16 protein-coding genes and 1 pseudogene are annotated in these 17853 nt (G+C 73.1%); 15 read left to right on the plus strand and 2 right to left on the minus strand.

From position 1 onward, the window contains the following. From GA0070617_RS09105 to dapB, 10 genes are all read left to right on the plus strand, one after another. The gene (locus tag GA0070617_RS09105) at positions 1-1071 is read left to right on the plus strand and encodes a DHH family phosphoesterase (protein ID WP_091446141.1); all 1071 of its coding nucleotides are present in this window, start codon (positions 1-3) and stop codon (positions 1069-1071) included. 29 nt (positions 1072-1100) lie between these two features. Next, on the plus strand, positions 1101-1508 hold the full coding sequence (locus tag GA0070617_RS09110) for a hypothetical protein (protein ID WP_091435561.1): 408 nt from the start codon (positions 1101-1103) through the stop codon (positions 1506-1508). Continuing rightward, positions 1508-1717: a DUF6186 family protein gene (locus GA0070617_RS09115; RefSeq protein ID WP_175440749.1), complete on the plus strand. Its 210-nt coding sequence runs from the start codon at positions 1508-1510 to the stop codon at positions 1715-1717. Before GA0070617_RS09110 ends, GA0070617_RS09115 begins: the two co-directional genes overlap by 1 nt. Before the next feature lie 472 nt (positions 1718-2189). Continuing rightward, the gene (locus GA0070617_RS09120) at positions 2190-3497 is read left to right on the plus strand and encodes an MATE family efflux transporter (RefSeq protein ID WP_091435563.1); all 1308 of its coding nucleotides are present in this window, start codon (positions 2190-2192) and stop codon (positions 3495-3497) included. A gap of 36 nt (positions 3498-3533) precedes the next feature. After that, on the plus strand, positions 3534-4418 hold the full coding sequence (gene truB / locus GA0070617_RS09125) for a tRNA pseudouridine(55) synthase TruB (protein WP_091446143.1): 885 nt from the start codon (positions 3534-3536) through the stop codon (positions 4416-4418). 31 nt (positions 4419-4449) lie between these two features. Then, complete coding sequence (locus tag GA0070617_RS09130; RefSeq protein WP_091435564.1) at positions 4450-5412, plus strand: bifunctional riboflavin kinase/FAD synthetase; 963 nt, start codon at positions 4450-4452, stop codon at positions 5410-5412. 204 nt (positions 5413-5616) lie between these two features. Next, positions 5617-5886, plus strand: a complete 270-nt coding sequence (rpsO, locus tag GA0070617_RS09135; RefSeq protein WP_088963411.1) for a 30S ribosomal protein S15 — start codon at positions 5617-5619, stop codon at positions 5884-5886. Between the two features lie 233 nt (positions 5887-6119). Continuing rightward, positions 6120-8498 carry a polyribonucleotide nucleotidyltransferase gene (locus GA0070617_RS09140; protein ID WP_091435565.1) on the plus strand — a complete coding sequence of 793 codons (2379 nt, stop codon included), beginning with the start codon at positions 6120-6122 and terminating at the stop codon, positions 8496-8498. A 47-nt stretch (positions 8499-8545) separates the two neighbouring features. Continuing rightward, complete coding sequence (locus GA0070617_RS09145; RefSeq protein ID WP_091435566.1) at positions 8546-9919, plus strand: M16 family metallopeptidase; 1374 nt, start codon at positions 8546-8548, stop codon at positions 9917-9919. Between the two features lie 65 nt (positions 9920-9984). Beyond that, entirely contained in the window at positions 9985-10755 is a 771-nt protein-coding gene (gene dapB, locus GA0070617_RS09150; protein WP_091435567.1) for a 4-hydroxy-tetrahydrodipicolinate reductase, read from the plus strand. A 145-nt stretch (positions 10756-10900) separates the two neighbouring features. Here dapB and GA0070617_RS09155 read toward each other — a convergent pair whose 3' ends face one another. After that, on the minus strand, positions 10901-11506 hold the full coding sequence (locus GA0070617_RS09155; RefSeq protein WP_091435568.1) for a GNAT family N-acetyltransferase: 606 nt from the start codon (positions 11504-11506) through the stop codon (positions 10901-10903). A gap of 34 nt (positions 11507-11540) precedes the next feature. On the opposite strand from GA0070617_RS09155, the pseudogene GA0070617_RS09160 reads away from it, so the two are divergent. Further along, positions 11541-12779, plus strand: a pseudogene (locus GA0070617_RS09160) (glycosyltransferase family 87 protein); the annotation flags it as partial. A 179-nt stretch (positions 12780-12958) separates the two neighbouring features. On the opposite strand, the gene GA0070617_RS09165 reads toward GA0070617_RS09160, so the two are convergent. Further along, on the minus strand, positions 12959-13510 hold the full coding sequence (locus GA0070617_RS09165; protein WP_091435569.1) for a GNAT family N-acetyltransferase: 552 nt from the start codon (positions 13508-13510) through the stop codon (positions 12959-12961). Positions 13511-13747: 237 nt separating this feature from the next. Between GA0070617_RS09165 and GA0070617_RS09170 the strand changes: the two genes are divergently transcribed. From GA0070617_RS09170 to dapA, 4 genes are all read left to right on the plus strand, one after another. Further along, positions 13748-14977, plus strand: coding sequence for a winged helix-turn-helix domain-containing protein (locus GA0070617_RS09170; protein ID WP_091435570.1), 1230 nt, complete (start codon positions 13748-13750; stop codon positions 14975-14977). Further along, entirely contained in the window at positions 14974-15699 is a 726-nt protein-coding gene (locus GA0070617_RS09175) for a DUF2752 domain-containing protein (RefSeq protein WP_373868437.1), read from the plus strand. The genes GA0070617_RS09170 and GA0070617_RS09175 overlap by 4 nt, the downstream gene beginning before the upstream one ends. A gap of 405 nt (positions 15700-16104) precedes the next feature. Continuing rightward, positions 16105-16842: an FAD-dependent thymidylate synthase gene (gene thyX / locus GA0070617_RS09180; RefSeq protein WP_091435572.1), complete on the plus strand. Its 738-nt coding sequence runs from the start codon at positions 16105-16107 to the stop codon at positions 16840-16842. Between the two features lie 53 nt (positions 16843-16895). Then, positions 16896-17819 (plus strand): 4-hydroxy-tetrahydrodipicolinate synthase, encoded by a 924-nt coding sequence (gene dapA, locus GA0070617_RS09185; RefSeq protein WP_091435573.1) that lies wholly within the window; start codon positions 16896-16898, stop codon positions 17817-17819. Positions 17820-17853 lie beyond the last annotated feature (34 nt).

Below are 17853 nucleotides of genomic sequence, written 5' to 3' on the forward strand. Positions count from 1 at the left end.
CTGACCGGTCCGTCGTCGGTCGGCTCCGGCCCCACCGAAGCCGACTGGGCCGCGGCGGTGGCCGCGGTGCGTCAGCTGCCCGCCGACGGCCGGGTGCTGCTGATCTGTCACGTCAACCCCGACGGCGACGCGCTGGGCAGCATGCTCGGTTTCGGGTTGGGCCTGCGTCGGCTCGGCGTGCGCCGGCTCCAGGCGACCTTCCCCGGCCCGCCGGAGCTGCCCGAGCCCTTCCACGGGCTGCCCGGCCTCGACCTGCTGGTACCCGAGGCCCAGGCGTACCCCGATCCTGATCTGGTGATCTGCTTCGACGCGGCGAGCGCGTCGCGGCTCGGTGCGTTGGCCGACCGGTTGGCCACCGCCGGGACCGCCCTGGTGCTGGACCACCACGCCTCGAACACCCGGTTCGGCGGCATCCACCTGGTCGAGCCGACGGCGGCGGCGACCTCGGTGGTCGCCGAGGAACTGCTCGACCGGTTGGGTGTCCCGTTGGACGCGGGGATCGCCGAGTGCCTGTACGTCGCGTTGAGCACCGACACCGGTTCGTTCCGGTTCGAGGCGACCACGCCGGCGGTGCACCAGATGGCCGCCCGCCTGCTGGCCACCGGCCTGCGACCGGGGGAGATCTCCCGCCGGATCTTCGACCACCGACCGTTCGGCGCGGTCCGGCTCTTCGGCGAGGTGCTCGGCCGGGCCCGGCTGGAGCCCGCCGCCGCGGCCGGGCTGGGCCTGGTCTGGACCTACGCCACCCTGGACGACCTGGACCGGCACGAGCAGCGGCCGTACGTCCTGGAGGCCCTGATCGACTCCGTCCGGTGCACCGCGGAGGCGGACGTGGCCTGCGTGGTCAAGCAGGTCACCGCCGGGCAGTGGGCGGTGTCGATGCGGAGCAAGGGTGCGGTGGACGTCAGCCGGGTGGCGGTGGCCCTCGGTGGCGGTGGGCACCGGTTCGCCGCCGGTTTCACCGGCCTGGGCAGCGCCGAGGAGGTGGTCGGGCGGATCCGGGAGCTGCTCGACGACGCCCTGATCGTCGAGGCGGGCCAGGAGCGACCCCGAGGGGTGTCGGGCTTTTGACGCTGGGTGGCGGCGGGGAGAATCATCGGATGGAGCAGTCTCCCGAACTCGCCGTCGACGCCCCCCGGGTCTGGGACCGTCCGATCGTCACGGTGCCGGTGCTGGCCTGTCTCTCCCTGGTGGGTGGGCAGTTGCCGTCGTTCTCGACCCAGGCGAACCTGTACGTCCTGGGCACCGGGGGCGCGCTGATCTGGGTCGGCCTGAGCAACCGGATGCCGCGTCGTCCCTCGCCTCGTCGGCTGCCCCCGGGGGTGGTCTGGTGGGTGTTGCCGGCGGCGCTGTTCGGGGTGCTCGAGGCGGCGACTTTCGCGATGGCGGCGAAGGACGACTTCCCCACCTTCTCCCGGTTGGCCGATCCGCTGCTGGAGGACGAGTTGTTCCGGTCGGCGGCCTGGATGGCCTGGCTGGCCGCGTTCTGGGGGTTGGTGCGGCGATGATGCGGATGATCGCCATCTACGGTTTTCTGCTCTCGCTGGTGCTCTTCGTGGCCGTCGAGTGGGCGGCGCGTCGACCGGGTTCCCGGATCCCCTGCCTGAGTGACGTCTGTGGCTACCTGATGCGGTACGAGGTCGGCCCGGTGCCGGTGGGCCGGATCGGACTGTTCGGGTTCTGGTGGTGGATCGGCTGGCACTTCCTGGCCCGGTGACCGCGCCGACCCGATTCGGCAGCCCTGTCCAGATGGCGGGAACGCTGGGCAGCATGTGGACCTGAACGATAGCTTGGGACTTGACATTGCGGCGCCCGTCGCAGGTCGTGGGCGGTGGTGCCGCACCAGGGGCCGCCTCCCTCCAGGGTCGTAACCGACCCGGGCTCACGCTGCCCAGGCCAGCCGCTCCGGTGATCCCGGACCGCTTCCCGGGGCGCTCCCGCAGCACCGCCCGCACGGCCGCCGGTCAGTGGCTGGCCGCACCCTGGAAGGGGCCTCCTCATGCCTACCAACCCGAAGCCCGAGAAGACCAGCACCGCCAACGACGAGGCCCGTGAGCAGGCCCGCCGGGCGCTGCAGATCTCCATGGACACCCGTCAGTGAGCTGTCCCGTCCGGCGGTGACGGCGGACGAGGTGTAAGGAACACGGGCCCTTGCCGGGCTTACCGGCGCTGTGGCAGCATCAGCGCCGATGAGCACTGTCGTCGCGTCCCCACGTCGGATCGCCACCCTGGCGCTGCCGGCCCTGGTCGTCCTCGCCGCCGAGCCGGTCTACATCCTGGTCGACACGGCGGTCGTCGGGCACCTCGGTCAGGTTCCGCTCGCGGCGATCGCCGTCGGCGGCACGGTGCTGACCCTGATCGCCTGGATCGGCACCGTCGTGGCGTACGGCACCACCGGGCGGTCGGCCCGCCGGTTCGGCGCGGGTGACCGGGCCGCCGCGGTGGCCGAGGGCGTGCAGGCCTCCTGGCTGGCGCTCGCGGTGGGGCTGCTGGTGGTGGTGGCGATGCAGATCGGCGGGGCGGCGCTGGCGCGTACCCTCGCCGGAGGCCCGGGTGAGGTGGCCGACGCGGCCGCCCTGTGGCTGCGGATCGCCGCGCTCGGCGCGCCGGGTCTGCTGCTCGCCGCCGCCGGCAACGGTTGGATGCGCGGCGTCCAGGACACCCGTCGGCCGATCTGGTTCGTGCTCGGCCCCAATCTGCTCTCCGCCGCGCTCTGCCCGCTGCTGGTCTACCCGGTCGGGCTCGGCCTGGTCGGTTCGGCGGTGGCCAACGTGGTGGCCCAGAGCATCTGCGGTGGGCTCTTCGTCGCGGCCCTGATCGCCGAGCGGGTGACCCTGCGCCCGGAGCCCCGGCTGATCCGGCAGCAGCTCGTGCTCAGTCGTGACCTGCTGATCCGGGGCGTCGCCTTCCAGGCCAGCTTCCTGTCCGCGATCGCGGTGGCCTCCCGGTTCGGCCCGGCCACCGCCGGGGCGCACCAGATCACCCTGCAACTGTGGTTCCTCACCGCGCTGCTGCTCGACGCGCTGGCCATCGCCGCCCAGTCCCTGGTCGGCGCGGCCCTCGGCGCCGGGGACGCGGCGGTGGCCCGGGCGCTGGCCCGCCGGCTCGCCCTGGTCGGCGGGGCCTGCGGGTTGGCCTTCGCGGCCCTGGTCGCCGCCGGCGCCGGCGTGGTGCCCACCTGGTTCAGCAACGACCCGCAGGTGCACCAGCAGGCCCTGCTCGCCTGGCCGTGGTTCGCCGCGATGTTGCCGCTGGCCGGGGTGGTCTTCGCCCTCGACGGGGTGCTGATCGGTGCCGGGGACGTGCGGTACCTGCGTAACCTGACCGTGCTGGCGGCGCTTGGCGGTTTCCTGCCGGCGATCTGGTCGGCGTACGTGTTCGGGTGGGGGCTGGGCGGGATCTGGGCCGGCCTGGCGTTCTTCGTGGTGCTCCGCCTGGTCGCCGTGCTGCTGAGGTTGCGCTCCGGGGCCTGGGCGGTGGTCGGCGCGGTCCGGTGAACCGGGGGCCCGGGGCTTCTGGCAGGCTTGGCGGTCGTGAGCACAGACGGTCTGATCGTGGTCGACAAGCCCGCCGGCATGACCTCGCACGACGTGGTGGCGCGGATCCGCCGGTTCGCCCGGACCCGCCGGGTCGGCCACGGCGGCACCCTGGACCCGATGGCGACCGGGGTGCTGGTGATCGGGGTGGGACGGGCCACCCGGCTGCTGACCTACGTGATCGGCGCCGGCAAGAGCTACACCGCCACCATCCGACTCGGTCAGGCCACCGTCACCGACGACGCCGAGGGTGAGGTCACCGACACCGCGCCGGCCGGGGCGGTGACCGACGAGGCGGTCCGCGCGGCGTTGCCCGCGCTCACCGGCGAGATCGACCAGGTGCCGAGCGCGGTCAGCGCCATCAAGATCAACGGCCAGCGGTCGTACCACCGGGTACGCCAGGGCGAGAGCGTCGAGCTGCCCGCCCGGCGGGTCACCGTCTCCCGACTCGACCTGCTCGCGGTCCGCCGGGACACCCCGGACGTGGTGGACGTCGACGTGGCGGTCACCTGCTCCTCCGGCACGTACATCCGGGCCATCGCGCGGGACGCGGGCCGGGCGCTGGGCGTCGGTGGCCATCTCACCGCGCTGCGGCGTACCGCGGTGGGGGGTTTCACCCTCGCCGAGGCCGCCGGTCTCGACCAGCTGGAGCAACGCGCGCCCGAGGTGGTCGACCTGCCGCTGGCCGCGGCGGCCGAACGGTTCTTCACCCGCCGCGACGCCAGCGCCGAACAGGCGCGGGTGCTCTCCCACGGCGGGCCGCTGGACCCGGCGGGCATCGTCGGGCCGTACGCGGTCTTCGATCCGGCCGGGGGGCTGATCGCTATCGTCAGCGAGCGGGACGGGCGGGCCCGCGCCGAGATCGTGCTCGCGCCGGCCTGACCGCCGGTACGCAGGACAGGGGAGGGGTGGCATGCAACGGTGGCGGGGGTACGACGCGACGCCGGGCGGGTGGGGACGCTCGGTGGTCACCATCGGCGTCTTCGACGGCGTGCACCGGGGACACCAGGCGACCATCGGCCACGCGGTGAGGAGGGCCCGCGAGCTCGGGGTGACCTCGGTGGTGGTGACCTTCGACCCGCACCCGGCCGAGGTGGTCCGGCCCGGCTCCCACCCGGCGGTGCTGACCGAGCCGGCCCGCAAGGCGGAGCTGATCGAGTCCCTCGGGGTCGACGCGCTCTGTGTGGTGCCGTTCACCCCGGAGTTCTCCCGGCTGTCGGCCGAGGCGTTCGTGCACGACATCCTGGTCGAGCAGCTGCACGCCGCGCTGGTGGTGGTCGGCGACAACTTCCGCTTCGGGCACCGGGCCGCCGGCGACGTGCCGCTGCTGGACCGGCTGGGCCGGACCTTCGGCTTCGCCGTCGAGGGCGGTCCGCTGGTCACCGAGGACGGCACCGTCTTCTCCTCCACCTACATCCGGTCCTGCATCGACGCGGGGGACGTGACCGCCGCGGCGGCGGCGCTTGGCCGCCCGCACCGGGTGGAGGGGATCGTGGTCCGCGGCGACCAGCGCGGCCGGGAGCTGGGCTTCCCGACCGCCAACCTGGCCTGCCACCGGTACGCGGCGGTGCCGGCCGACGGGGTCTACGCGGCCCGGCTGGTCCGGCAGGTGGGTCCGCGTCGCCGGGGCGGGGGACAACCGGGGCAGGTGGAGGAGTTGGCCGCCGCGGTCTCGGTCGGCACCAACCCGACCTTCTCCGGCCGGGAGCGCCGGGTCGAGGCGTACGTGCTGGACTTCGCCGGTGATCTCTACGGTGAGCAGGTCGCGCTGGACTTCCGGGCGCGACTGCGCGGGCAGGTGCGGTACGACTCGATCGAGCCGTTGCTGGCCCAGATGACCGAGGACGTGGCGCAGGTCCGGGCGATGCTGACCTGAGCCGCCCCGGGCGCCACGGCGACTCGACCGGGGCCTTCACCGGGCGGTTCCCCGATGAGCTGGTACTGTGGCGTGGACGTCGGCTGACCGACGAGGGGCCTCGCGTGCCTGCACGACGCCGCGGGTGCGAGGTTCAGTCCGTCTGGCGATCCCCGCCGGGTCGGGACGACGGACTCAGGTAGCAACCCACAGAACAGGGAGAAAATGGCGCTCGACCAGGAAGCCAAGGCCACGATCCGCGCGGAGTACGCGACCGCCGAAGGGGACACCGGTTCCCCCGAGGTGCAGGTCGCGGTCCTCACCAAGCGGATCGCCGAGCTGACCGAGCACCTGAAGGTGCACAAGCACGACCACCACAGCCGCCGTGGGCTGCTGCTGCTGGTCGGCCGGCGCCGTCGGCTGCTCAACTACGTGCAGAAGAAGGACATCAACCGCTACCGGTCGCTCATCGAGCGGCTCGGCCTGCGCCGCTGACGTGCCGGGGGAGTGGCCAGCCGGCCGCTCCCCCGCAGTACGTCGGCACCAGAAAAGAACCGGGCCGCGCGACCACCCGACAGGGGAGCCGGTCAGCGTACCGGTCTCCGGTAGTGGCCTCCGGACACGCCGGCACCTCGCCGGCCCACCCGGGCGCTTCGATCGAAGACCGGCCGTCTGAGCAGCTCCGCAAGCGTCGCGTAGCCCCCGATGCGAAGGAGCAAGACCGAAACATGACCGAGACCAAACTCGGCACCGAACAGCGCACCGCCGTGATCGACAACGGGTCCTTCGGCACCCGGGAGATCACCTTCTCCACCGGTCGGCTGGCCCGTCAGGCCGCCGGCTCCGTCATCGCCCAGCTCGGCGAGACGGTCGTGCTGAGCGCCACCACCGCCGGCAAGCAGCCGAAGGAGCACTTCGACTTCTTCCCGCTGACCGTGGACGTGGAGGAGCGGATGTACGCCGCGGGCCGGATCCCCGGCTCGTTCTTCCGCCGCGAGGGCCGGCCCAGCGAGGACGCCATCCTCACCTGCCGGCTGATCGACCGCCCGCTGCGCCCCTCGTTCGTCAAGGGCCTGCGCAACGAGGTCCAGGTCGTCGAGACCATCCTCGCGCTCGACCCGCAGCACCCGTACGACGTGGTGGCGATCAACGCCGCCTCGATGTCGACCAAGCTCTCCGGGCTGCCGTTCTCCGGCCCGATCGGGGCGACCCGGGTCGCCCACATCGACGGCCAGTGGGTCGCCTTCCCGACCCTGGAGGAGCTGGGCCGGGCCACCTTCGACATGGTGGTCGCCGGCCGGGCGCTCGCCGACGGCGACGTCGCGATCATGATGGTCGAGGCCGAGGCGACGCCGAACGCGGTGACCCTGATCGCCGGTGGCGCGACCGCCCCGACCGAGGAGATCGTGGCCAGCGGCCTGGAGGCCGCCAAGCCGGCGATCCGTGAGCTGTGCCGCGCGCAGAGCGAGCTGGCCGAGGTCGCCGCCAAGCCGGTCACCGAGTTCCCGGTCTTCCTGGACTACTCCGACGACGTCTACGGCGCGGTCGCCGACACCGCCCGCACCGAGGTCGCCGAGGCGCTGCAGATCGCCGGCAAGGCCGACCGCGAGGAGGCCCTGGACCGGGTCAAGGCCCGCGTCCAGGAGGAGCTGAACCCGCGCTTCGAGGGCCGCGAGAAGGAGGTCAGCGCCGCGTTCCGGTCGCTTACCAAGTCCGAGGTCCGCAACCGGGTGCTGCGCGAGCAGGTCCGCATCGACGGGCGTGGCCCCCGCGACATCCGCCCGCTGACCGCCGAGGTCGGCGTGCTGCCCCGGGTGCACGGCTCGGCGCTGTTCGAGCGGGGCGAGACCCAGATCCTGGGCGTCACCACGCTGAACATGCTGCGCATGGAGCAGTCGCTGGACACCCTCGCGCCGGAGAAGTCCAAGCGCTACATGCACAACTACAACTTCCCGCCGTACTCCACCGGGGAGACCGGCCGGGTCGGCTCGCCGAAGCGGCGGGAGATCGGCCACGGCGCGCTCGCCGAGCGGGCGTTGATCCCGGTGCTGCCGGCGCGCGAGGAGTTCCCGTACGCCATCCGGCAGGTCTCCGAGGCGCTCGGCTCGAACGGCTCCACCTCGATGGGCTCGGTCTGCGCGTCCACCCTGGCGCTGCTGCACGCCGGTGTGCCGCTGAAGGCCCCGGTGGCCGGTATCGCGATGGGCCTGATCTCCGACGAGGTCGACGGCAAGACCGAGTACGTGACGCTCACCGACATCCTCGGTGCCGAGGACGCGTTCGGTGACATGGACTTCAAGGTCGCCGGTACGCCGGAGTTCGTCACCGCCCTGCAGCTGGACACCAAGCTCAACGGCATCCCGTCGGACGTGCTGGCCGCCGCGTTGCAGCAGGCCAACGAGGCCCGGCAGGCCATCCTCGGGGTGATGCAGGCCGCCATCGAGGCCCCGGCCGACATGTCGGACCACGCTCCCCGGGTCACCACCGTCAAGATCCCGGTCGACAAGATCGGCATGGTGATCGGCCCGAAGGGGCAGACCATCAACGCGATCCAGGACGAGACCGGCGCCGAGATCTCCATCGAGGACGACGGCACGATCTACGTCGGCGCCACCAACGGCCCGTCCGCCCAGGCGGCGGTGGACCGGATCAACGGCATCGCCAACCCGACCCTGCCCAAGGCGGGGGAGCGGTTCCTCGGCACGGTGGTCAAGACCGCCGCGTTCGGCGCGTTCATCTCGCTGCTGCCGGGCCGCGACGGCCTGCTGCACATCTCCAAGGTGGGCGACGGCAAGCGGGTCGAGCGGGTCGAGGACTTCCTCAACGTCGGCGACAAGGTCGAGGTGGAGATCGCGGACATCGACGCCCGCGGCAAGATCTACCTGGACAAGGTCCGGCCGGAGGGTGCCGAGGCACCGGCCGCCGGTGCGGAGGCCGGTGGCGAGCGTCCGGCCGGTCGCGGCGGCGACCGGGGTCCGCGCGACCGTGGTGACCGCGGTGACCGGGGCGGTCGTGGCCCGGAGCGGGGCGACCGTGGCCAGGGTGGCGGCGGCGAGGGTGGCGGCGAGGGCGGCGAGCGCCCGCGTCGTCGGACCCGGCACAGCTGAGCACCTGATTCGTACCACCTCCACCCCTCGTCGATTCAGGAGCAGCCGTGAGTCGGGCCGATCGCGTGCCGTTCCCACCGGGTCGACGGGGGGTGGCCCGTACCGGTGCCGCCCCTCGGGCGGTCACCCGCACACTCAGTGACGACCCGGTGGGTGGCACGGTCCGGCGGACCGTGCTGCCCAGCGGGCTGCGGGTGCTCACCGAGGCGATCCCGGCCACCCGCAGCGTGTCGTTCGGCGTGTGGGTGGGGGTGGGCTCCCGGGACGAGACCGGCCCGCAGGCCGGCGCCGCGCACTTCCTGGAGCACCTGCTCTTCAAGGGCACCCACAAGCGGACCGCCCTGGACATCTCGGCGCAGATCGAGGCGGTGGGCGGCGAGACCAACGCCTTCACCACCAAGGAATACACCTGTTACTACGCCCGGGTGCTCGACGACGACCTGCCGCTGGCCGTCGACGTCATGTGCGACCTGGTGGCCGACTCGCTCATCGAGCCGGCCGACGTGGAGACCGAGCGGGGCGTCATCCTCGAAGAGATCGCCATGCACGACGACGAGCCCGGCGACGAGGTGCACGACCTCTTCGCCCGGATCGTCTACGGCAACCACCCGCTGGGCCGGCTGATCTCCGGTACCGAGCAGACGGTCACCCCGATGACCCGGCGGCAGATCCAGGCCTTCTACCGGCGGCGCTACGTCGCCCCGCAGATCGTCGTCGCCGCCGCCGGCAACCTCGACCACGCCACCGTGGTCCGGCTGGTCCGCCAGGCGCTGCGCGGCACCCCGATGGACACCGACGCGGCCACGCCCGCGCCGTGCCGCCCGCACACCCCGGGGGTACGCACGCGCCGGCCGGCCACCCTGGTCGAGCCGAAGGAGACCGAACAGGCGCACGTCCTGCTGGGCTGCCCCGGCATCGACCGGCGCGACGAGCGGCGCTTCGCCCTCGGGGTGCTCAACAACGTGCTCGGTGGCGGCATGTCCAGCCGGTTGTTCCAGGAGATCCGGGAACGCCGGGGACTTGCCTACTCGGTCTACTCCTACGCCAGCCAGTACGCCGACACCGGGCTCTTCGCCGTCTACGCCGGCTGCGCGCCGGGCAAGCTCGGCGAGGTGCTGAAGCTGACCCGCGCCGAGCTGGCCCGGGTCGCCACCGACGGGATGACCGAGGCCGAGGTGGCCCGGGGCAAGGGCATGAGCAAGGGTTCGTTCGTGCTCGGCCTGGAGGACACCGGTTCCCGGATGAGCCGGTTGGGCAAGGGTGAGCTGCTCTACGGCGACGTGGTGCCGGTCGACCAGCTGCTGGCCCGGGTCGACGCGGTCACCGTCGAGGACGTCAACGCCCTCGCCGCCGAGCTGCTGGCCCGCCCGATGTCGCTGGCCGTGGTGGGCCCGTTCGACGCCGACGCGGTCACCTTCTGACCCGGCCGGTGGGCGGTGCCCGTCCGACGGTGAGCGATGGTCCGGGTTGGGATAGGTTGTGCCCCGTGACTGACGAGCAGGAGAAGAGCCCGGACGCGATCCGGGTCGGCGTGCTGGGCGCCCGGGGCCGGATGGGCATCGAGGTGTGCAAGGCGGTCGACGCGACCGGTGACCTCGAACTCGTGGCGATGATCGACCAGGGTGACGGCCTCTTCGCCGCCTCCGACGCCGGTGCCGAGGTGGTGGTCGACTTCACCACCCCGGACGTGGTCATGGACAACCTGCACTGGTGCATCGACCAGGGGATCAGCGTGGTGGTCGGCACCAGCGGCTTCACCGAGCAGCGGCTGGAGCGGGTGCGTGGCTGGCTGTCCCGGATGCCCGGGGTGGGCGTGGTGATCGCCCCCAACTTCGGCATCGGCGCGGTGCTGATGATGCAGTTCGCCGAGAAGGCCGCCCGGCACTTCGAGTCCGTCGAGATCATCGAGCAGCACCATCCGCGCAAGCTCGACGCGCCCAGCGGCACCGCCACCCACACCGCCCGGTTGATCGGTCAGGCCCGCGCCGCGGCGGGGCTCGCCGCCGCCCCGGACGCCACCACCGACGAGGTGCCCGGCGCGCGGGGGGCCGACGTCGACGGGGTACGGGTGCACGCGGTGCGCGCCCTCGGGCTCGTCGCCCACCAGGAGGTGCTCTTCGGCACCGCCGGGGAGACGCTCACCATCCGGCACGACTCGTACGACCGAGCCTCGTTCATGCCCGGCGTGCTGCTGGCCGTGCGGGCGGTCCGTAACCGCCCCGGCCTCACCATCGGCCTGGACGCCCTGCTCGACTGACGGTACGGCCGGCCTGGTCGGTCCGTGTCCCCGCCCTGCGGGGCGCGGTCCGACCACGGAGCCGCCGGTGGGGTCCCGACCACGCCCGCCGGTGGTGTTGGTGGCCGGCTCGGGCCCGCCGCGTCCCGCCAGGCCGAGCGGGCGCTCAGCTCTCGCTGGGCTCGGTGTCCTCGCTGGTCTTGGTGTCCTCGGCGGGGATCGCGACGTGCCGGCGGAGCTGGGGTACGAGCAGGTCGTCGACGTCCAGCGCGCGAGCCGCCCCGTCGGGCTCCCAGCCGGTGCTGGTGAGGAACTTCGCGCTCGCCTCGTCGGCCTCGAACGACCAGGCCACCGCCCGCTCGAACCCGTCGGCACGCCAGAGGTCGACCAGGGCGGAGAGCAGCCGGCTGCCGTGCCCCCGCCGCCCCCAACGCGGCTCCACCAGCAGGTCGGTGACGGCCACGACACCGGAACCGAGCGCCTCGGCCGGCTCACCCGGGGCGAGCGCCTCGGAGTCGGCCGGGCCGGAAGCGGCGAACCCCACCAGATAGGATTGCTCGGCCTGTTCGACGGCGACCAGCACGCGGTGGGCGTCGGACGGCGGCTGGAGCACCGCGGCGCTCCAGCGCCGGGCGAGGTACCCCTCGTCCAGGTTCTCCAGCACGTGCCGGGGCAGGATCCGCCGGTAGGCGACCCGCCAGGTCGCGAGCTGGATGCGTGCGATCTCGCCGGCGTCGTCACCACGCGCCGGGCGGACGTACCCGAGAGCCATGAACGTGAGCCTACGCAGGGCGAGGGGGACGACGGTGGCGCAGGGTCCCGGACGGACCGTCCGGCAGGTGCTGGTCGTGCTGGTGCTCGCCGTCGCGGTGGCCGCGTTCCTCTCCGTGGCGGCCGTCCGGCACGGCTTCTTCGACCTCAACGTCTACTACGGCGCGCTGCGTTTCTGGGTCCACGACGGTGGCGAGATCTACGACTTCCTCAAGTCCGGCACCCAGTACGGCTTCACCTACCCACCGTTCGCCGCCCTGGTCATGCTGCCGATGGCGTACCTGCCGTGGAACCTGGCGATCCTGGTGAGCGTGACCGCCAGCGTGGTGGTCAGCGCGGTGGTGATCTGGTGGCTGGTCGACCCGGTGGCCCGCCGCTCCGGCTGGACCCGCTGGTTCACCCTGGCCGTGGCGCTCTGCCTGGCGGCGGCCTTCGAGCCGATGCGCGAGACGGTCAACTTCGGCCAGGTAAACATGCTGCTGCTCTTCCTGGTCGCGGTGGACCTGCTGCGCCTGCTGCCGGCCGGCAGCAGGTTCGCCGGGGTGGGCATCGGGCTGGCCACCGCGATCAAGCTGACCCCCGGCATCTTCATCGTGCAGTTGCTGGTCACCCGGCAGTGGCGGGCCGCGTTCACCGCGATCGGCTCCGCCGCCGGGGCCACCGTGCTGGCCGCCGCGCTCTTTCCCGACGCGTCCCGCGAGTTCTGGACCACCGCCCTGTGGAACACCGGCCGGGTCGGCGAGCTGGCCTTCGTCTCCAACCAGTCGCTGCGCGGGGTGGTGGCCCGGCTCGACCCGGACCAGCCGAGCACGCTTGCCTGGCTGGCCCTGGTGCTGGCCACCCTCGCGGTCTGGGCCTGGCGCTGCCGGGTGGCCGCCGCGGCCGGCGACCACGCCGCCGGGCTGGCCCTGACCGGCGCGGTGATGTGCCTGGTCAGCCCGGTCACCTGGGTACACCACCTGGTCTGGCTGCTGCCCGGGTTGATCCTGCTGGTCGACCACGGCATGGCGGCGCCCGCGCGCAGCCGCCGACGCCGCGCGCTGCTGGCCGCCGCGACCGTCGGGTACGCCCTGCTGATCAGCCGGATCGTCTGGTCCTGGGAGCGGGACTTCACCGGGGTGGACGGTTTCCTGGGCAGCAACACCTACGTCTGGATCAGCCTGGCGCTGCTGCTGTTCCTGCCGATCCGGTCGGCGGCCACCGGAGCCGTGCCGGCCAGCGGGACACCCACCGGCGGACCGGCCGGCGACGGGCCTGCCGATCCTCGGCCGGTCGGCGACGGGCCCGCCGGTTCTCGGCCGGTCGGCGACGCGTCCGACGGCCGGCGGGCGGTGGTGGGCGGGCCCGCCGACCCTCGGCCGGCCGGCGCGCGTTCGACGTCCGGCGCGGGCGGGTCTGCCGATTCGCCGACGGCTGGCGACGAGTCCGCTGGTGGGCGGGCCGGTGGGCCGGGTCAGCCGTCGAGGCGGCCGGTGTAGCGCAGCTCGACCAGCCCGACCGGTTCGCTCCCGGCGGTCAGCGGCACCGGATAGGTGGACCGCTCGCCGTCGGGTGACAGCCCGGCCCGCTCGTAGAAACGGCGGGCCCGGACGTTGTCGGCCAGCACCCAGAGCCGGTACTCGTGCCAGCCGCGCCCGGCCAGCCCGTCCCGGGCCGCCGCCAGCAGCGCCGGGGCCGTCCCGTCCCCCCAGTGGTCCGGCTCGACGAAGAGCGCGAGCAGTTCGCCGTACGCCGGGTCCAGGTCGGCCCGGTTCTGGTCGACCCGGTACGGGCCGTACGAGGTGAAGCCGACGACCTGCCCGTCGGCCTCGGCGAGCAGGGTGGTGAACGGATGCTCCGGCTCGGCCGTGCCGACGTCACGCCGGCGCTGGGCCCAGGCGGCGACGTTCAGCCGGGCCAGCACCTGCGCCGGCATGATCCCGGAGTAGGCGTGCTGCCAGCAGCGCACGTGTACCCGGGCGACCGCCTCGGCGTCGGCCGGCCCCTCCCGGCGGATGGTCAGCATGGCACCGTTTGTATGCCCCGGTACGCCCCGAGTCCAGCGTCGCCGCGCGGTCGAACGGTCCGTCGTACCCGTGCGCGGGTCGTGTGCGCGGGTGCCGTGTCGCGCGGGTGCCATGTCGCGCGGGTGGGTTGTGGTGCGCGGGTGTCTGCGGGTGGGTTGCGGTTTGCGGGTGTCGTGTCGCGTCGGTGGGTCGTGGTGCGCGCGTGGGTGTCGTACCCGTGATTTAGGGTGCCTGCGATGGTCGCACCGGTCGCACTCTCCCTCGCCCAGGCCCGGCGGGTGGCGTTGGCCGCTCAGGGCTTCGCCGACCCGGCGCCCACCGGCGTGCCCACCCGCCGGCACCTACGGCGGGTGCTCGACCGGGTCGGGCTGATCCAGATGGACTCGGTGAACGTCCTGCAACGGGCGCACTACCTGCCGCTGTACAGCCGTCTCGGGCCCTACCCGACAAGCCTGCTCGACACGGCGGCCTACCGGGCCCCCCGGGAGCTCTTCGAGTACTGGGGGCACGAGGCGTCGCTGGTGCCGGTGGGGCTGCACCCGGTGCTGCGGTGGCGGATGGCCCAGGCGGCGGAGAAGGCCTGGGGCGGGATGCGGCGGATCATGGCCGAGCAGCCCCAACTGGTCGCCTGGGTTCGCGAGGAGGTGGCCGCCCGGGGCCCCCTGACCGCCGCCGAGATCGAGCACGACGCGCCCCGGGAGACCGGCAACTGGGGCTGGAACTGGTCGGCGGTCAAGCAGGCCCTGGAGTTTCTCTTCTGGGCCGGCGAGGTCACCGCAGCCGACCGCAGCACCTCCTTCGCCCGCCGGTACGACCTGCCCGAACGGGTGCTGCCGGCGGCCGTGCTGGCCGCGCCCACCCCGACCGACGCGGACGCCTGGCGGGCCCTGGTGGCGATCGCCGCCCGCAGCCTCGGGGTGGCCGCCGAGCCGGAGCTGCGCGACTACTTCCGGCTGCCGATGGCCGGCGCCCGGCAGGCCGTCGCCGAACTGGTCGAGGCGGGCGAGCTGCTGCCGGCCCAGGTGCCCGGTTGGCGGCAGCCGGCCTACCTGCACGCCCAGGCCCGGCTGCCCCGTTGGATCCGGCGGAACACCCTGGTCAGCCCCTTCGACCCGCTGATCTGGGAGCGGGCGCGCACCGAGCGCCTGTTCGGGTTCACCTACCGGATCGAGATCTACGTGCCGGCGGCCCAGCGCGTGCACGGCTACTACGTGCTGCCGTTCCTGCAGGGTGAGCGGTTCACCGCCCGGGTCGACCTCAAGGCCGACCGCCGCGCCGGCGTACTGCTGGTGCCCGCCGCCTGGCTGGAGCCCGGTGCCGACCCGGGCGAGACCGCCCTGGCCCTGGCGGCGGAGCTGCACCGGCTCGCCGGCTGGCTCGGCCTCGACACGGTCGCCCCGCCCGTCGCCGGTGACCTGGCCGGCCTGCTGACCGCCGCCCTGACGAGCCGCTCAGGTGTACCGTGAGCGACGTGACGAGCGTTGACGGAGCGACCGCCCAACCCGGCCCCACGAGCACCGACCCCGGGCCCGCCGGCCCGCCCGCCGGCCCGTCCGCCGACCCCGTAGCAGCCCCCTCGTCGGCCGGCCCTTCTTCGGTTGCCCCGTGGTCGCCCGCCTCGTCGCCGGTTGCCCCGTCGTCGCCCGCCTCGTCGCCGGTCGCCCCTTTGTCGGCTGCCCCTTCGTCGGTCGCCCCTTTGCCGACCGAGGGTGGCCCGGTGCCGGGGTACCTGGTGGCCGAGCCGGACCGGCTGACCCGGTTCGTGGGGCGGCTCTACGAGCGCTCACCGCGCTGGATGGTGCCGCTGGCGGCGGTGGGTTGTGTGGCGGCCGGCATCGGCTACACCCTGCTGAGCGACCCGACCCGCTCCGCGCCCGACGCGCTGCCGTCCTGCCTGCTCAAGCTGACCACCGGGCTGGACTGTCCAGGTTGCGGCGGCACCCGCGCCCTCTGGTACGTGCTGCACGCCGACCTGCCCGCCGCTGCCCGGCACCACTTTCTCTTCGTCTTCGCGTTGCCCTTCCTGGCGTACCTCTTCGTCGCCTGGGCGGGTCGGCAGGCGTTCGGCTGGCGCCTACCCGAGCTGCGGATCAGCCCGAAGATGATCGGTGGGTTCCTGGGCCTCTGGCTGGCCTTCTCCGTGGCCCGTAATCTGCCCTGGGCCCCTTTCACCTCGCTCTACGTCTGACCTCGACGACACCCGGTCCGGCTCGGGCTGATCGGCTCGGCGCGACCCCGGCCCGGCTCGGGCTGACCGATGCGGGCTGACCCCGATTCAAAAGATCTAGGAAGATTTCGGCCCCTATGATGGGGGCACATTTCTTCCAAGATCTTCCGTCGCGTCGCGTCGCGTCGCGTCGCGTCGCGTCGCGTCGGGGCGGGCGATCCGGGCGACCGGCCGTTCGTCCGTCGACGGCGTGGGACCGGACAGCGGTATGGCGGGTCTCCGCCTCGTCGACGCGGCTTCGGCTCCACCGATCTGCTCCGGCTCTGCTGGCCGGTGAGAGGGGTACCCCGCTCTACCGAATGCGTTAACAAGGGGCCCTTCCTTGCACCTGGGGGTGGGGGGGCTACAGTCGCAGGAATGCCGGACATGGTGCAGCCGCAGGTCAAGCTCATCGCGTGGACTCAGTTCGAGGCCCCGGACGACGTTCCGTGGTCGACCGACGCCGACGGGGGCCAGGCGTTGGCCGAGTTCGCTGGCCGGGCCTGCTACCAGAGTTGGAAGAAGCCGAACCCGGCGACCGCCACCAACGCCGGTTACCTGGCGCACATCCTGGAGGTCGGGCACCTGAGCGTGCTGGAGCACGGCTCGGTGACGTTCTACTTCACCGGGGTGTCCCGCTCCTTCACCCACGAGCTGATCCGGCACCGGCACTTCTCGTACTCCCAGCTCTCCCAGCGGTACGTGCCGGAGCGGGACGCGGCGATGGTCGAGCCGGCGGTGATCGCCGACGACCCGGAGCTGCACAAGAAGTTCGTCGAGGCGGCCGAGGCGAGCGTGCGGGCGTACACCGAGCTGCTGGAGGGCCTGGAAGCGCGGTTCGTCGACGAGCCCAACCCGACGCTGCGGCGCAAGCAGGCCCGGCAGGCCGCCCGCGCGGTGCTGCCCAACGCCACCGAGACCCGGATCGTGGTCACCGGCAACTACCGGGCCTGGCGGCACTTCATCGGCATGCGGGCCACCGAGCACGCCGACGTGGAGATCCGTGAGCTGGCCGTGGAGTGCCTGCGTCAGCTGCGGCGGGTGGCACCGAACGTGTTCGCGGACTTCGTCGTCTCGACGCTGCCCGACGGTACCGAGGTGGCCACCAGCCCGCACGCCGGGTGAGTGATGGCCCCTTCCCGAGCAGGCCTCGGGTGGCCGTCCGCTAGGTTGGTGACATGACGCACGACCACCCTGCCGCCCCCGCCCGGGGGGCGTCGCGCCCGTTCGGGCGACTGCTCACGGCCATGGTGACTCCGTTCACCCCCGACGGCTCGCTGGACCTCGACGGCGCGGCGCGGTTGGCGACGTACCTCGTCGACGAGCAGGGCGCCGACGCGCTGGTGGTGAACGGCACCACCGGCGAGTCGCCCACCACCACCAACGAGGAGAAGGAACGCCTGGTCCGGGCGGTGGTGGAGGCGGTCGGCGACTCCGCCCGGGTGCTCGCCGGGGTGGGCACCAACGACACCCGGCACACCATCGAGTTGGCCACCGCCGCGGAGAAGGCCGGCGCGCACGGCCTGCTGGTGGTGACGCCGTACTACAACAAGCCGCCGCAGGCCGGTCTGCTGCGGCACTTCACCGCGGTCGCCGACGCCACCGGGTTGCCGGTGATGGTCTACGACATCCCGCACCGTTCCGGGGTGCCGATCGAGACCGAGACCCTGGTACGCCTCGCCGAGCACGGCCGGATCGTGGCGGTCAAGGACGCCAAGGGTGACCTGACCGCCACCTCCTGGGTGACCAGCCGGACCGAGTTGGCCTACTACAGCGGCGAGGACGCGCTCACCCTGCCGGCGTTGGCGGTGGGCTGTGTCGGGCTGGTCGGCACCTCGACCCACTTCACCGGCGCGCTGACCAGGCAGTTGATCGAGGCGTACGACGATGGGGACACGGCGACCGCGCTGGCCCTGCACCGTCAGCTCCTGCCGTTGTACACCGGGATCTTCCGGACCCAGGGCACGATCCTGGTGAAGGCCGGGCTGGCGGCCCGGGGCCTGCCCGCCGGGCCGGTGCGTTCCCCGCTGGTGGACGCCACCGACGACGAGATCGACCAGCTCCGGGCCGACTGCGCCGCAGCCGGCCTGCCCCTTCCCTGATGACCCGACGAGACGGGCGCCGGTCGACGGCGCT

This window comes from Micromonospora yangpuensis, from assembly GCF_900091615.1.
GTDB lineage: Bacteria > Actinomycetota > Actinomycetes > Mycobacteriales > Micromonosporaceae > Micromonospora > Micromonospora yangpuensis.

Bases quoted from the DNA above. Each gene is read 5' to 3' on its own strand.
- rpsO (WP_088963411.1), top strand. From the start codon at position 5,617: ATGGCGCTCGACCAGGAAGCCAAGGCCACGATCCGCGCGGAGTACGCG.
- thyX (WP_091435572.1), top strand. From the start codon at position 16,105: ATGGTGCAGCCGCAGGTCAAGCTCATCGCGTGGACTCAGTTCGAGGCC.
- GA0070617_RS09130 (WP_091435564.1), top strand. From the start codon at position 4,450: ATGCAACGGTGGCGGGGGTACGACGCGACGCCGGGCGGGTGGGGACGC.
- GA0070617_RS09170 (WP_091435570.1), top strand. From the start codon at position 13,748: ATGGTCGCACCGGTCGCACTCTCCCTCGCCCAGGCCCGGCGGGTGGCG.
- GA0070617_RS09110 (WP_091435561.1), top strand. From the start codon at position 1,101: ATGGAGCAGTCTCCCGAACTCGCCGTCGACGCCCCCCGGGTCTGGGAC.
- dapA (WP_091435573.1), top strand. From the start codon at position 16,896: ATGACGCACGACCACCCTGCCGCCCCCGCCCGGGGGGCGTCGCGCCCG.
- GA0070617_RS09155 (WP_091435568.1), bottom strand. From the start codon at position 11,506: ATGGCTCTCGGGTACGTCCGCCCGGCGCGTGGTGACGACGCCGGCGAG.
- GA0070617_RS09165 (WP_091435569.1), bottom strand. From the start codon at position 13,510: ATGCTGACCATCCGCCGGGAGGGGCCGGCCGACGCCGAGGCGGTCGCC.
- GA0070617_RS09115 (WP_175440749.1), top strand. From the start codon at position 1,508: ATGCGGATGATCGCCATCTACGGTTTTCTGCTCTCGCTGGTGCTCTTC.
- GA0070617_RS09120 (WP_091435563.1), top strand. From the start codon at position 2,190: ATGAGCACTGTCGTCGCGTCCCCACGTCGGATCGCCACCCTGGCGCTG.
- GA0070617_RS09140 (WP_091435565.1), top strand. From the start codon at position 6,120: ATGACCGAGACCAAACTCGGCACCGAACAGCGCACCGCCGTGATCGAC.